Origin of the sequence: Haemophilus parainfluenzae (assembly GCF_036288925.1) — a bacterium.
GTDB lineage: Bacteria > Pseudomonadota > Gammaproteobacteria > Enterobacterales > Pasteurellaceae > Haemophilus_D.
Map to the genome: position 1 here is coordinate 903,368 of NZ_CP127167.1, position 14,413 is coordinate 917,780.

Consider the following 14,413-nt stretch of genomic DNA (forward strand, 5'->3'; position numbering starts at 1 on the left):
GGAAATGCTATGCTCTCTCTTACAGCTGAATCTTGTGAACTGTTTAATATTCCTTTCTACCAATTTGCCCAAATGAAAAAATTCTGCCCAGAAGATATTCCGGCGATTAAAGCGGATTACAAATTACATTGGGATAACTGGAAAGCGATTATTCAAGAAGTGGCAAAGCAGCTTGGCACACCTTTTGCGAAACCGCATATTGAAAGTTGGACCAATGGTTGGCAGGTACGTGCGCATTTCTTCGCTTATTTTAAATACGAGTTTAATCAAAATTCTGCAGCAATCTTTTCCGTGCTATTAAATCGTCGTCGATTAAGAGTGTGCTTAGATTGGCATTGCTATCGTGCAGATCGCTCACAAATTAATGTGCAACAATATAATCAGTGGCTTGAGCAATTTGATTTCAAACAATTTGCTGATTTTGATATTTGGCGAGAAGATGAAAGCGAATATGATGATTTTCGCCAAGTGAAGGACATTTCTGAAAAAGATCTCCTCTTACGTTCAGATGAAGATTTTTGGTGCATTGGAAAAAGCATTGAAAAAGCTGAACTTCATCAAATCGACCCAGTTTCATTTATCACCCAAACCATTCAACAGTTACAACCGCTTTACGATCGCTGCCATCAATAAAGTGCGGTCATTTCCATTAAATTTTTTCGTCTTTTTATTTGTTATGCTATCATTACATTAGTTTAACATTTTTAACAATTTTACTTTTAGGAGTACTTTATGAAAAACGTCGTGATCGTTGGCGGTGGCGCCGGCGGCATAGAGTTAGCGACATTTTTAGGCGATAAATTAGGTCGCAAAAAACAGGCTAAAGTGACGCTTGTGGATCGCAATGCGACCCACTTGTGGAAACCCTTATTACATGAAATTGCTACAGGTGTGATGGATGATGGCACCGATTCTCTGAGTTATCGTGCACACGGTAAAAACCACCATTTTAGCTTTGAGCAAGGTTCAATCACACGTATTAATCGTGAGCAAAAATATGTTGAACTTGCTCCTGTTTATGGGCAAGAAGGTGACATGCTCGTGGTTGCACGTCGTATTCCTTATGATTACTTAGTAATTGCGATCGGTAGTAAATCGAACGATTTCAATACAAAAGGCGTGGCTGATAACTGTATTTTCTTAGACAGCTCTGATCAAGCACTTCGCTTTCAACAAAGAATGTTAGAATTATTCCTTAAATTCTCTGAAAACCGTGCATTAGACGATATTGGTGAAGAAGAATTTAAACAGAAATTAGTCGATGAGAGCAAAGTCAATATTGCGATTGTTGGCGGTGGTGCAACTGGCGTGGAATTAACCGCAGAGCTTTATCATGCGACTGAAGACTTATCTTCTTATGGTTACGGCAAAATCGATAATTCTTGCTTGCAAGTCACCTTAGTTGAAGCGGGCCCGCGCTTACTTCCAGCATTACCTGAAAATTTATCTGCTGCGGTATTAGATGAATTGCAAGAAATGGGTGCAAATGTGAAATTAAATACGATGATCACAGAAGCCCAACCAAATACACTTATTACCAAAGATGGCGAAGAAATCAAAGCTGATCTGATTGTGTGGGCAGCGGGTGTTCGCACCTCAACGGTGACACAGCAATTCGATGGATTAGAGCTTAATCGCATCAATCAATTAGTGGTAAAAGATACTCTCCAAACCACGGTTGATGACAGTATTTTTGCCATTGGTGACTGTGCGGCATTAATGCAACCAAACGGTAAATTAGTCCCGCCAAGAGCGCAAGCGGCACACCAAATGGCAAAAGCTTGTGCAAAAAATATCTTTGCACTTTTTGAGCAAAAACCATTAAAAGCATTCAAATACAATGATAAAGGGACCTTGGTTTCTCTTTCAAGCTTTACCGCATTGGGTAGCATTTCAAATAAATTTGGGAAAAATCCACTGACTGTTCAAGGTAAATTTGCACAGTTTGCGTATTTATCCTTATATCGTATGCACCAACATGCTTTGCATGGATGTATTAAGATCGGCTTGATTATTTTAGTGGATAAACTTAACCACTATTTAAAACCAAGATTGAAATTACATTAAGAGAACACTAAGTTTACATATGAGCAGTTTCTAGAAACTGATATATTGAGTTAAGGCCTGACAACAATATTATATCGTTGTCAGGCCTTTTAATTTTAGTTAAAACGTATAATTGACATTTAAACGAATGTCTCGACCTGGCTCAGGTAATGTTGATACCCCTGCACGTTGGCTATGGCTTCGATAATACTTGTTAAACGCATTATCTAGAGCAAGATTCACATTAATATTTTCAACCGGTTTCCATGTAATATAGAAATCACTTACCCCATATCCAGGGCGTTTAGTGGTTGTTGCACCACCGCCACGATTATTCGTCGTTGAGTCATAACTGGTATGTTGTACAAAGCGACCTTTCCAGCCAATTTCAATATTAGGTTGAGTAAAGCGATAAGATACGCCTGTTGTCCAAGTACGTCCAATCGGAATAGCTGTCACGGTACTATCTACTGTTCTGCCATCTAATTCAGGTTTACTATAAGCTACACCTGCACGTAATGTTAAACCTTCATATTTGTAAGCTGCACCGACTTCATATCCGTGGTTTCTTAGCTTGCCTGCATTTTGGATTTCGTAAAAACCAGGACGAATAAGTGTAAATGCGTGAGTATCTTTTACCGTTTGCCAGAAATAGCTTCCATTTAACGAGAAATTATCGGCTAATTTGTAATTGAAACCCACTTCTGCATTACGGGATTTTTCTGGTTTAATATTTGATGCTATTGAGTAAACCGCTGTCTTACCTCGAGTTGAACCTGACGATAGCATTACTTCATGGAAACGAGGGCTTCGTGTTGCATAGTTTAAGCTTGCATTAAAACTTAGATCATTATTCACTTCATAAATTAAACCAACACTCGGATTTACACTTCCCTTATGCGATTTTTTGCCATTCATTGCTCGGAAATCAAAGTGATCATAACGTAATCCGGTTGTTAAAGTAAAAGCACCTAAACCCCAGATACCTTCTGTATAAACACCGACATCACGTTTCTTTTGAGTTTTCATTTGAACACCGTTTTGTACGGTGAGCGAATTAGGTTTACCTTCTTGATCACGATAATTGAGGCCGTATTTAACGAGATGAGATTGACCGATTGCACTTTCTAAATTTAAGTTTGCCCCATTAGCAATTAAGCGTGTTTTTGAATTTTCACTCGGTTCTTTACGATTGATCATAGAATGATATACATTAGCTTTAGCATTTGTTACAAAGCCCATGTTCGTACCATTCCATTCTAAATTTGTCGTATCATTTTGTGTTATACGATAGCGAGGAGCATTATTTGCCTCATTATTGTCTTGCGCAAAATCAAACTCTTCACGAAGGGCACGAACACCATAATGACGTTCTTGACGATGACTGACTTCGATTCTGTGGTTTTCATTGACATCAAAACCAAGTTTAGCTAATAAGCCACGCTGTCCTAATGCACTATTTTTTACTTTATAGCCATTACCGTCTTTATAATCACGTTCAGTCACAAAATTAGCAGAAATTAATGCATCTACCGGACCAGCTTTAGAATAAACTGTTGCCCCTTTAGACCAGCCACTATTTGAACTTACACCTGCATTAACTTTGAAGCCGATATCTTGTCCTTCTTTGAGCAAATCTTTTGCGCTAACTGTTTCTGCAACAATTGCACCGCTTGTAGCTCCAATTCCAGCACTTGCTGAACCCGTCCCTTTTTGCACATCGACACGTTTTAATAAAGACGGATCAAACATGAAACGACCTTGGTGATGGAATAATTGTGCATCGGTATAAGCACCATCAATTTTTACATCAACTTGATCTTGTCCCATACCACGAATTGTAAACCATTGTGAGGTACCACGACCGCCACCAAAATTAATTGCTGGTTCATCCTTTAATAAACCTTTTAATTCGGTCTCAGTGCTACGCTCCATTGTTTTTGTCGTAATCACATTGGTTTTACTTTTTGCCCCACTATTTTCGGAAACAACATTAATCACATCTAGTTGTTCTTCAGCTTGGGTATTCGCTGCAATAAACACAGCAAGTGGCAATAAGGCAAAATTTGCTTTCTTCATAAGTACACCTTTAATAAAATTAAAATGATAACAATTATTATTTATTTTTATATGTTGAGTCAAGATTTCTTTGCGTTTTTGTTGTCTAAGTTGGCTACATATAAAAAAGCCCTGTATAAACAGGGCTTGAATCATCTTTTATTACTTAGAAAGTATATTTTACTGTTGCGTAATAAGCACGACCAGGTTCGTTATAAGTATGAGCATTGTAATTTGTACTGCTTGATGAACGATAAATACGTTTATCAAATAAGTTACTTACGCCAACACGAATGCTGATTGTGTCTTTCCAATTATAACCTGCACTTAATCCCCAAACTGCATAGCTACCAATATCTTCTGAGCCAGCAAGCTGATTAACGTATTTATTGTTACCATTTTCCATACGGTTTTCCGGATTTTTACGGGATTTTTGTTTACCGTATTGCGTATAAGTTAACATCGCATCCAAACTATCGGTAATTTGATAACTTAAGCTTGAATTCAAGGTATATTTTGGCACGATAGAAAGCGGATTACCTGTATCTTTATTTTTGGTTTTATGCATATAAGTGAAGTTATTCACCCAGTTTAATTTATCTTGGATTAATGGTAATGTCAGATTACCTTCAAAACCTTCAATCACCGCGCGGTTTGCATTACCCCATTTATACAAATAGTTACCTAAGTTAGTTAAACCAATAAATTCACCATCAGATACGATTTTGTTACGATAGTCATTACGGAAGTAAGCCACAGAAGCAAGAAGCCCGTCTTTATTATATTCAACTCCAATTTCTTTATTCCAGCTGGTTTCTGGTTTAATGTCGCTATTACCTTGGAAATAACAAGTTTTATTATTTGGTACATTCGTTGGACAACCTTGGCCTAAGGTAAACAACAAGTAATTCGGATTAGTTTGATAAAGGTTCGGTGCTTTATAAGCTCTTGCTATCCCACCTTTGATTCTCCAATCATCGTTGAGGCTTTGTAAGAAGTTTAATCCACCACTTACATTAGAACCTGAATAGGTGTTGTAATCATAACGTAAAGATGGCGTTAGGATGGTAGATTGGGTTGCTGAAATATTATCTTCAACAAATACTGCCCATTCAGTTTGACTGCTATGACCACCTCGTACATTTGAGATACCACTTGGTAAACGTTCTTTCAAATCATAAACTACTTTATTGCCAACACGTCGTCCGCCGAGTAACTGTGTCATCGAAGCGTCATCATCTAAACTGCTATGCGCACCTTCAAAACCAACTGTCAGCATATGATCTACACCCAAGGTAAATGGAATATAGAATTCTGAACTAAAACGTGTATTTTTAAGAATGGAATCGCTAAAAGCTGATGTACTCGAATAACTGCCCTCTGGACCACCCGCTAAGTATTCTGGTAAACGGCTGTTTTTCGTTTTATCAAAAGTAATATAGGTTTTATTGTCAAAATGATCGAATTTACCTTCATAGGTTAAAGCATAGTTTTGACGATATAAACGAGCAGTTTCAGCTTTACTTCCTGCCAAGGTTTTGGTTTCAGGATAGTTTTTATTATTGTAAAGCCCTGCTGAGCTATTTTGTGTATCACCGTTATAAATATTACCTTGACGGTTAAAACCAGAATCCAAGGTTAATTTATTTTTCTCATTGATATTCCACACTAAACGGCCATTAATATCTTTATTACGTACACCTTCACGACCGGCAATAGCAGGATCGCCATTAATACCGACTTCATCCGCTTGCGTTTTGTTCCAGTTACCATATAAACGGAATTGCAATACGTCTTTAATTAACGCTCCGCTTAGATTAAAACCGACACGGTTCGTTGCGCCTTCGTCGCTATCTTCGGGTTAGTTGGTGTAATAACTTAAGCTCCCGTGTAAATCATTGGTAACAGGTTTAGTGATAATATTCACCACTCCACCCATTGCACCTGAGCCATAGCGTGCAGCCGAAGGACCACGTAATACTTCAATTTTTTCAATCGCTTCAACTGGTACCCAGTTACTGTCGCCACGAGAGTTACGTTCACCACGCACACCATAACGTTCTGCATTACGAGAGGTGACTGGTTTACCATCCACTAAAATCAATGTATTTTCTGGTCCCATACCACGAATATCAATTTGACGTTTATTTCCGCGTTGTCCTGTAGATGAGTTACCTGTTAAATTCACACCTGGCATAGTACGTAATACTTCAGAAACATCATTTGTCGCTGGGCGTTTCTCTAAATCTTTTGCTGTCACAAGAGAAGAACCAAGTGATTGTTTTACCTGATCTTCCGCAGTAACTTTAATTTCCTCAAGTTTCTCTTCTGCATAAGAATAGTTTGAAAAAAGCGCGATGGTTAACGCACTTAATGCGAAGAATGATGTTGTTTTTAAATGATTGGATTTATACATTAAAATGCTCTCCTGGCATATGTGGAATAAATAATGTCCGAGGATTTTAGTACAACATTATTTTCATGTAAATAATAATTCTTATCATTATAATAAGTGCATTAACTAGAATAGGTAAAAATACCAAAATTTTTGACCGCTCTTTCTTGCAATCCAAACAGATTCTAGTATCATTCACGGCTCGCCAATTTGGCGAGTTTATTTCTCGTGTCGGGTTCCCTACCCCCGATTAACTAACTAAAAAGGTCTTAAAATGAAAATTAATACTCTGATCTTCAATGATCAACAAAAACGTTTTGCTTTAATTTTATTAAGCTTGTTTCATATCTTCATCATCACAGCCAGTAATTATTTCGTTCAAATTCCCTTTGAAATCAATTTAAAATTGACCGCACTTGGTTTTGCTGATGATTTCTCATTCCACAGCACATGGGGCACACTCACTTTTCCATTCATTTTCTTAGCCACTGATTTAACGGTGCGTGTATTTGGGGCGAAAGAAGCACGTTGGATCATCTTTATCGTGATGCTCCCTGCGCTTATCGTGAGTTACATTGTTTCGGTTGTTTTTTCTAATGGACAATATCAAGGCTTAGGTGCATTAAGTGAATTCAATATGTTTGTTTTCCGTATTGCCCTTGCTAGCTTCTGTGCTTATGTATTCGGACAATTATTAGATGTGTTAGTTTTCAATCGCTTACGCCAATTAAAAACGTGGTGGATTGCCCCGAGTAGTTCAATGACATTTGGCTCTCTTGCTGATACTTTTATGTTCTTTGCTGTAGCGTTTTATCAAAGCAGCGATCCTTTCATGGCAGAGCATTGGTTTAGCCTTGGATTTGTCGATTATTTATTTAAATTATTTGTTGGCATTATCTTATTTGTACCCGCTTATGGCGTGGTGCTTGGTATGATTTTGCGTAAGCTTCAATCACTGACAAATTCTCAATATGAATTGAAAATATAACGAGGATAAAAGGCGTGTTAAACACGTCTTTTTATTTCTGTTCATGCACAGATATTTCTTCGGAATGTTGACTCACAGATTACCAAGTATTATGGAAACTATTTGAATGATTATAATAATGCCATTGATTATCTCATTGAACAAGTATGATACCAAGGCAACCCATATCTGCTAGCATCAAATTTGATGCACCGAATAAGAAAGGATGGCTATTTGATGATGGTTGTTCAAATTTTACTAAAATTTGTACTTTCTTTTTCACCCAAACTGTGTCTTTCCAGGCAAGCTCCGACACATCGACGTTGACGTCATCTTGGCTTTTAATAACAAATTTAGCGCCTTGAATGGTAAAGCCGACAGGCAGAGAGCTGTTGATGATCCAACGTTCGACAGTACCAACTTTAGCCGAAATATCAACACGACGCGGATCGAAGCGTTGTTTGTTGATTAAGCCATTCGTGACATCCAATTCAAAGGTGCGTTCTTGGGCGATTTTACTTTCGAGCATAGCCATGGCATCAGTATTAAATTGCTCATTCATCTTTTTACTGAATGCTGAAATGTCACCTTGTGGGCGAAGTTCTAAAACGGTGTTATCTGCAAAATCATTGCTTGAGCTGAACACATTTTTGACTTTGTCGAAGAAACCACGTTTAGCCCCAGAGATGAGCGATACACCTTCTCCTTCGCTTAAATTGACTAATACTTCAGCACGTTCACCTGGTGCAAGAATGAGAGAATTAATTGCTTTACCTTGTGGTAAAAAGCCTAGGTCTCGCGAAACGAGCAACATATCTTGCTCATTATCTAAACGCAGATCATAGGCTCTTGCTAATGACGCATTGAGCAAACGCAAACGCACCCAGCCACGAGGGACGTCAAGATAAGGCGCTTCCTGTCCATTAACGAGAAGACGATTACCGACAAAGTGCGGTTGATTTTGCTTAAATAATTGTAATCCGTTGCCGTTAAATTCCATGTCTTGTAAGATTAATGGAATATCGTCCACGCCATATTTATGAGGAAGTTGTGATTTTAGGCTTTGCTCATCTTCAATCAACCACATTCCCACAATGCCGCGATAGGTTTGATAAGCCGAGTTAGCCAAGGTCGCAGAACGATACCAGCAAGTCGCGGCAGGTTGGTCTATAGGGATAATTGGTGCCCAAGATTCCCCTTTTTTGAGGACTTTTGCCGCGCCACCAAATAATTCGCCACTAGCTTGTAATCCCTGAATAGAGAGAGCAATACTTTGTGGCAAATTGTTGTGATAATTGAGTTTTGCAAAAGAACCCGATTTGATGCGAATAGTGGGCCCAAGATAATTGCCGTTAAAGCCCCATACACTGACATTATGGGAGCCATCTAATTTGTAGCCGGTTTCTTCCATATTAAGAATAATTGGGCGGCCACGTTTCGCTTCCATCAATGGCGGAATGGTTAATTTTTCACGAGATGCCGCTAATACTGATTGAGGTGTGGTAGCAAGTGCGGTTGAAATTGCAGTAGTTTTTAATAATTGGCGACGAGAAAGACGCAACATATTATTTTCCTTGTGCAATTTCAGCATCGAGTTCTGCGATGCGTTTTTCCATCAAATCGTGGCAGTAAGTAGCAAGTTCGCGGACATTGTCTTTTGTGTAGGATGACACGTCAATCGGATCCATCATTTCACAAATTACTTTACCGTTATCCCAACGATTTAAATCTATTTTATTATGTGTAGTTGAACACACAACGGGGACAATTGGTACGCCAGCTGCAATTGCTGCATGGAATGCCCCTGTTTTGAATGGCAATAAGCCGCGACCACGGCTACGAGTGCCTTCAGGGAACATCCAAATTGACAGGTTGTCTTTATTGATACGACGAGCAAGTTCTGTCATCGTGCTGTGTGCTTTAGAGCGATTTTCACGATCTAAGAAAATATTGCCCGTCACCCAATACAAAATGCCGAAGAAAGGAATCCAAATCAGGCTTTTTTTACCTACACTCACCGTGCGAGGTAATACCATGTAAGAGATGGTCACCATATCAAAATTATTTTGGTGGTTACCGATATAAATACAACGCGGCATATTCTCTTTATTTTGTGGAAAACGGTGTTCTACTTCTAAGCCAAATAAAGGGTATAAGCGGCCAAACCAGCGAGCCATAATACCCACATTGCTTGGATTTTTGAAACGAATAAAGGAATAGATCGTACCGAGCACACAAATTAAAATACAACAAAGTGCAACGATGAGAATTCTGGCGATTTTTAACATAGAAAATACCTAATTAAAATTTTTGGAAAGTATAGCAAATTACACAAAAATGTGTGCTAATCTAATGAAAAAAATGACGGAATAGTTATGAAACCCATTTATTTTATTGCAGATCTTCATTTGAGCGAAACGCATCCAGAATTAACCGCACTTTTTAACGATTTTATGCAAAACAAAGCACAAGAAGCCCAAGCGGTTTATATTTTGGGGGATCTTTTTGATTTTTGGATTGGTGATGATGAGACCTCACCTTTAATTTCACAAGTCAAACAGCAGCTTAAAAAACTGACAGAAAAGGGCATTGCTTGTTATTTTATTCATGGCAATCGAGATTTTCTCGTCGGGAAAAAATTTGCACAAGATTGTGGTTTAACGTTATTGCCAGACTATCATTGCGTTGATCTTTATGGTGTGAAAACCTTAATTTGTCATGGTGATACCTTATGTATTGATGATGTGAAGTATCAGCAATTTCGCCGAAAAGTGCATCAAAAATGGCGACAAAGATTGTTTTTATGTTTGCCATTAAAAGTGCGGTTAAAAATTGCAGAGAAAATTCGTGCGAAGAGCAAAGAAGATAAGCAGTATAAGTCGCTGGATATCATGGATGTGAATTTAGTGTTTACGGTACAAACAGTGAAAGCATTTGGTGTTGAGCGGTTAATTCACGGTCATACGCATCGAGAGGCCATTCATCAGGAAAAAGCGTACACGCGAATAGTGTTAGGCGATTGGCGAAAGGATTATGCCTCCATTTTGGAAGTAACAGAAAACGGTTATCGGTTTATTTAAACAAAAAGCACAGGATTAAATCTGTGCTTTTTTGTATTAAAACGTGCTGATTTTCAACCGCACTTTATTCTACGGTTACCGATTTCGCTAAGTTACGAGGTTGATCCACGTCGGTTCCTTTAATTAATGCCACATGGTATGACAATAATTGCATTGGAACGGTGTAGAAAATTGGTGCAATAATTTCATTCACTTTTGGCATAGTGATTATTTTCATGCCTTCACTTGGTGTGAAGCCTGCTTCTTTATCTGCGAACACATAAAGCTGACCACCACGCGCACGTACCTCTTCAATGTTTGATTTCACTTTTTCAAGCAATTCATTGTTTGGTGCCACCACGATAACCGGCATATCCGCATCGATTAACGCTAATGGACCGTGTTTTAATTCACCCGCTGCATAAGCTTCAGCATGGATATAAGAAATTTCTTTTAACTTCAATGAAGCTTCCACCGCGATAGGGTAGAACTCACCACGACCTAGGAAAAGCGCATGATTTTTCTCGGCAAAGTCTTCAGCTAATACTTCGATATCTTTATCAAAGGCAAGCGCTTTTTCAATTTCAGCAGGCAGTGATTGTAACGCTTTTACAATTTCCACTTCTTTTTCGTTTGAGATATTGCCTTTTACTTTACCAATTGCAGTCACTAACATTAATAATGCGGCTAATTGAGTGGTAAATGCTTTGGTTGATGCCACACCGACTTCTACGCCTGCACGAGTCATGAATGCAAGATCAGATTCACGTACTAAAGATGAACTTGATACGTTACAGATCGTTAAGGCAGCCATGTAACCTTTTTCTTTTGCCAAGCGAAGTGCGGCAAGAGTATCCGCTGTTTCACCTGATTGAGAGATGGTCACTAACAAGCTATTTGGGCGAGTGACAAATTTGCGATAGCGGAATTCAGACGCGATTTCGACATCACAGCTCACGCCAGCAAGTGCTTCAAACCAGTAACGAGCGGTCATCCCTGCATTATAAGAGGTACCACAAGCCACAATTTGAATGTGTTCAACTTTTTCTAAAATTTCTGATGCGCCATTACCGATAGCATCCACAATCACGTTATTGTGAAGGATACGACCTTCCATGGTATTGATTAATGCATTTGGTTGCTCATAGATTTCTTTTTGCATGAAATGGCGGAATTTGCCTTTTTCTGCGGCATCATTTTCAAGGTTGGATTCGTGTACTTCACGTTCTACTTTTTGACCATTCGCATCGTAAATATCCACGGTACGACGTGTAATTTCGGCAATGTCGCCTTCTTCTAAATAAATGAAACGACGAGTTACGCTTAATAACGCGAGTTGGTCAGATGCCAGGAAATTTTCACCAATCCCTAAACCAATTACTAATGGACTGCCTGAACGCGCAGCCACTAAATGTTCTGGATGTTCGCGATCTAATACCACCATACCGTATGCACCGGTAAGTTGTTTTACGGTTTTTTGTATGGCTTCAAGCAGAGTAGAGGCTGAACGCATTTCCCATTCAACTAGGTGAGCGATCACTTCTGTATCGGTTTGAGAATTGAACACATAACCACGAGATTTAAGCAATTCACGTAATTCTTCATGATTTTCGATGATGCCATTATGTACGACAGCAAAGTTACCCGAAGTATGTGGGTGAGCATTGGCTTCAGATGGTTCACCATGAGTTGCCCAACGTGTGTGCGCAATCCCTGTACCACCGATTAATGGTTTTACTGCAACTGCTTCATCAAGAGCTTTTACTTTACCTAAGCAGCGCACGCGGTGTAATTCATGGTTTGGATCCACGACAGCAACACCCGCAGAGTCATAACCACGATACTCTAAGCGGTGTAAACCATTAATTAAAATTTCTGCTACATCACGTTGTGCTACCGCACCAACAATACCACACATAGTTTTTCCTTATTTACTCAAATTAAAAGTCTTGTTTTTCTGACCGCACTTTATGCCACATCTACACAAATTACTTCTACGCCTTGTGCCATTATGGCGTCTTTGTCGGCCTGAGATAATTTGTTATCGGTAATCAGTACATCAATTTGCTGCCAGGTTAATTCCACATTTGGCATTTTTCTGCCAATTTTTTGTGATTCCACCATCACAATCACTTCACGAGATACTTCAGCCATCACTTGGCTTAAGCGAACTAACTCATTGAATGTTGTTGTCCCTCGTTCTAAATCAATGCCATCGGCTCCAATGAATAATTGGTCAAAATCATAAGAACGTAGCACTTGTTCGGCAATCTTGCCTTGGAAGGATTCAGAACGCATATCCCAAGTACCTCCCGTCATTAAGAGCGTCGGTTCATTTTCGAGTGAGCGTAATTCGGTTGCCACCGAAAGCGAATTTGTCATCACAACTAATCCTTGCTTGCGATTAAGTTGTTTAATCAATGCGGCGGTTGTACTGCCACTATCCACAATAATGCGATTGTGATCACGAATACGTTCTGCAGCTGCCTTTGCTAAGACTAACTTTCGTTGCGAAAGTTCATTATCTTGTTCTTCTTCGATGATTTCTTGTGGCATTAAAATAGCACCACCGTATTTACGAAGAAGAAAACCATTACTTTCCAATGCAGTGAGATCTTTTCGAATTGTCACTTCAGAGGTGTCAAATAACTGTACTAGCTGTTCTACACTGACTTCACCTTGTTCTTGTAGCAGTTGCATAATGGCATGTCTGCGTTGTTGGGTATTTCGGTGTTGAATATTTCGTTTCATTATTTATGTTCCGTAATAAGTTTCGGTTCGGAATTATATCGACAAAATTATGATTGTAAAGCTAAAATTTAGACAATAAAAAACCCTGACAAAGCAGGGTTTAATTTTAATTCGTTTTAAAACAAATTATTTAATTGCGTCTTTTAATGCTTTACCAGATACGAAAGCAGGTACTTTCGATGCGGCGATTTGGATTTCTGCACCTGTTTGTGGATTACGGCCAGTACGTGCTGCACGTTGGTTAACTTTGAATGTACCGAAACCAATTAATTGTACCGATTCACCTTCTTTAAGGCTGTTGGTGATAGCGTCTAAAGTTGCTTCTAATGCAGCTTTAGCTTGTTTTTTGTTTAATTCAGCTGCACTTGCAATCGCATCAATTAAATCTGTTTTGTTCATAAATTTGTACCTTCTGTTAAATTAAAATTTGATTTTATTTAGCTAAGTCTAGCCGTTATTAGCTAACGCTCGGTAAAGGATAATCGAACTTTTTAGGAAATAAAAGCATGATTTGTAAAAATTGTGACAAATCTCACGTTATTGCTCAATTTTTATACCAATATTGGAGATTCCCTCCTGTTTGATCTCGTTCCGGAGGGATAAAATCAAGTCAACATCACGTTTTTCACAGTCTTTGAGTAAACGATAGATTTGCCATTGAAGGTCAAGTTCCTCTTCAATTTCTTCACGGCTTTTTAGTTCGCTCTCAGAAAGATCTCGATTTTCTTGTGTTTCTAACAAAGAACAAACCGTACCTAACGAAATTTGGCTGATTTGAATCGCTTTTTCGAGTGTTTCACCTGCGATAATGGCATGCAATAATTCACCTAACGCTTCACAAGCATCGAGAGCGGGTACCACACCAAAGAAGTCATAATTATTCACATCAGGAATAATCTCTTCGAGCTTCTCCAATTGGTTTTCGAAATTGATTTTCGCCCCTTTAACGGTTAGAAATTCCCACACTAAATTTAAAATGTTGTGATAGGTCTTTTCTGCTTGTTCCTGTTCGGTCATTTGACAAAACAAGGTAAAATTCGGCGCCATACGTTCGCATAAGCAGGCCATAAAGGTCAGATGTTGCCAGCTTTCAACATTTTCGAGACGCTTGTGAATTGGGTTTCGCATTTTTTTCTC

11 protein-coding genes and 1 pseudogene are annotated in these 14,413 nt (G+C 38.8%); 4 read left to right on the plus strand and 8 right to left on the minus strand.

Annotation, left to right across the window (positions count from 1 at the left end):
* Positions 1-9: 9 nt before the first annotated feature.
* The gene (locus QQS40_RS04610) at positions 10-633 is read left to right on the plus strand and encodes a glucose-6-phosphate 1-dehydrogenase family protein (RefSeq protein WP_329506433.1); all 624 of its coding nucleotides are present in this window, start codon (positions 10-12) and stop codon (positions 631-633) included.
* A 99-nt stretch (positions 634-732) separates the two neighbouring features.
* On the plus strand, positions 733-2,067 hold the full coding sequence (locus QQS40_RS04615; RefSeq protein ID WP_049356137.1) for an NAD(P)/FAD-dependent oxidoreductase: 1,335 nt from the start codon (positions 733-735) through the stop codon (positions 2,065-2,067).
* Positions 2,068-2,166: 99 nt separating this feature from the next.
* On the opposite strand, the gene QQS40_RS04620 is transcribed toward QQS40_RS04615, so the two are convergent.
* Both QQS40_RS04620 and QQS40_RS04625 read right to left on the minus strand, forming a co-directional pair.
* Positions 2,167-4,125, minus strand: a complete 1,959-nt coding sequence (locus tag QQS40_RS04620; protein WP_329506436.1) for a TonB-dependent receptor domain-containing protein — start codon at positions 4,123-4,125, stop codon at positions 2,167-2,169.
* Positions 4,126-4,270: 145 nt separating this feature from the next.
* Positions 4,271-6,520: pseudogene (locus QQS40_RS04625) on the minus strand (TonB-dependent receptor).
* A 253-nt stretch (positions 6,521-6,773) separates the two neighbouring features.
* Between QQS40_RS04625 and QQS40_RS04630 the strand changes: the two are divergent.
* The gene (locus QQS40_RS04630) at positions 6,774-7,487 is read left to right on the plus strand and encodes a 7-cyano-7-deazaguanine/7-aminomethyl-7-deazaguanine transporter (RefSeq protein WP_329506438.1); all 714 of its coding nucleotides are present in this window, start codon (positions 6,774-6,776) and stop codon (positions 7,485-7,487) included.
* A 133-nt stretch (positions 7,488-7,620) separates the two neighbouring features.
* Here the strand turns inward: QQS40_RS04630 and QQS40_RS04635 are convergent, their stop codons facing one another.
* Positions 7,621-9,030 carry a multicopper oxidase domain-containing protein gene (locus QQS40_RS04635; RefSeq protein ID WP_329506440.1) on the minus strand — a complete coding sequence of 470 codons (1,410 nt, stop codon included), beginning with the start codon at positions 9,028-9,030 and terminating at the stop codon, positions 7,621-7,623.
* Between the two features lies 1 nt (position 9,031).
* On the minus strand, positions 9,032-9,754 hold the full coding sequence (locus QQS40_RS04640; RefSeq protein WP_329506442.1) for a 1-acylglycerol-3-phosphate O-acyltransferase: 723 nt from the start codon (positions 9,752-9,754) through the stop codon (positions 9,032-9,034).
* A gap of 87 nt (positions 9,755-9,841) precedes the next feature.
* Here QQS40_RS04640 and lpxH point away from each other — a divergent pair, with 87 nt between their 5' ends.
* Entirely contained in the window at positions 9,842-10,546 is a 705-nt protein-coding gene (lpxH, locus tag QQS40_RS04645; protein ID WP_329506444.1) for a UDP-2,3-diacylglucosamine diphosphatase, read from the plus strand.
* Between the two features lie 64 nt (positions 10,547-10,610).
* On the opposite strand, the gene glmS is transcribed toward lpxH, so the two are convergent.
* From glmS to QQS40_RS04665, 4 genes are all read right to left on the minus strand, one after another.
* The gene (glmS, locus tag QQS40_RS04650) at positions 10,611-12,443 is read right to left on the minus strand and encodes a glutamine--fructose-6-phosphate transaminase (isomerizing) (RefSeq protein ID WP_289901620.1); all 1,833 of its coding nucleotides are present in this window, start codon (positions 12,441-12,443) and stop codon (positions 10,611-10,613) included.
* A 50-nt stretch (positions 12,444-12,493) separates the two neighbouring features.
* Positions 12,494-13,276 carry a DeoR/GlpR family DNA-binding transcription regulator gene (locus QQS40_RS04655; RefSeq protein WP_297569094.1) on the minus strand — a complete coding sequence of 261 codons (783 nt, stop codon included), beginning with the start codon at positions 13,274-13,276 and terminating at the stop codon, positions 12,494-12,496.
* A gap of 126 nt (positions 13,277-13,402) precedes the next feature.
* On the minus strand, positions 13,403-13,675 hold the full coding sequence (gene hbs / locus QQS40_RS04660) for a non-specific DNA-binding protein Hbs (RefSeq protein ID WP_049356119.1): 273 nt from the start codon (positions 13,673-13,675) through the stop codon (positions 13,403-13,405).
* 138 nt (positions 13,676-13,813) lie between these two features.
* Entirely contained in the window at positions 13,814-14,404 is a 591-nt protein-coding gene (locus QQS40_RS04665) for a YjaG family protein (RefSeq protein ID WP_289901619.1), read from the minus strand.
* Between the last annotated feature and the right edge of the window lie 9 nt (positions 14,405-14,413).

Bases quoted from the DNA above. Each gene is read 5' to 3' on its own strand.
- QQS40_RS04610 (WP_329506433.1), top strand. From the start codon at position 10: ATGCTCTCTCTTACAGCTGAATCTTGTGAACTGTTTAATATTCCTTTC.
- QQS40_RS04615 (WP_049356137.1), top strand. From the start codon at position 733: ATGAAAAACGTCGTGATCGTTGGCGGTGGCGCCGGCGGCATAGAGTTA.
- QQS40_RS04620 (WP_329506436.1), bottom strand. From the start codon at position 4,125: ATGAAGAAAGCAAATTTTGCCTTATTGCCACTTGCTGTGTTTATTGCA.
- QQS40_RS04630 (WP_329506438.1), top strand. From the start codon at position 6,774: ATGAAAATTAATACTCTGATCTTCAATGATCAACAAAAACGTTTTGCT.
- QQS40_RS04635 (WP_329506440.1), bottom strand. From the start codon at position 9,030: ATGTTGCGTCTTTCTCGTCGCCAATTATTAAAAACTACTGCAATTTCA.
- QQS40_RS04640 (WP_329506442.1), bottom strand. From the start codon at position 9,754: ATGTTAAAAATCGCCAGAATTCTCATCGTTGCACTTTGTTGTATTTTA.
- lpxH (WP_329506444.1), top strand. From the start codon at position 9,842: ATGAAACCCATTTATTTTATTGCAGATCTTCATTTGAGCGAAACGCAT.
- glmS (WP_289901620.1), bottom strand. From the start codon at position 12,443: ATGTGTGGTATTGTTGGTGCGGTAGCACAACGTGATGTAGCAGAAATT.
- QQS40_RS04655 (WP_297569094.1), bottom strand. From the start codon at position 13,276: ATGAAACGAAATATTCAACACCGAAATACCCAACAACGCAGACATGCC.
- hbs (WP_049356119.1), bottom strand. From the start codon at position 13,675: ATGAACAAAACAGATTTAATTGATGCGATTGCAAGTGCAGCTGAATTA.
- QQS40_RS04665 (WP_289901619.1), bottom strand. From the start codon at position 14,404: ATGCGAAACCCAATTCACAAGCGTCTCGAAAATGTTGAAAGCTGGCAA.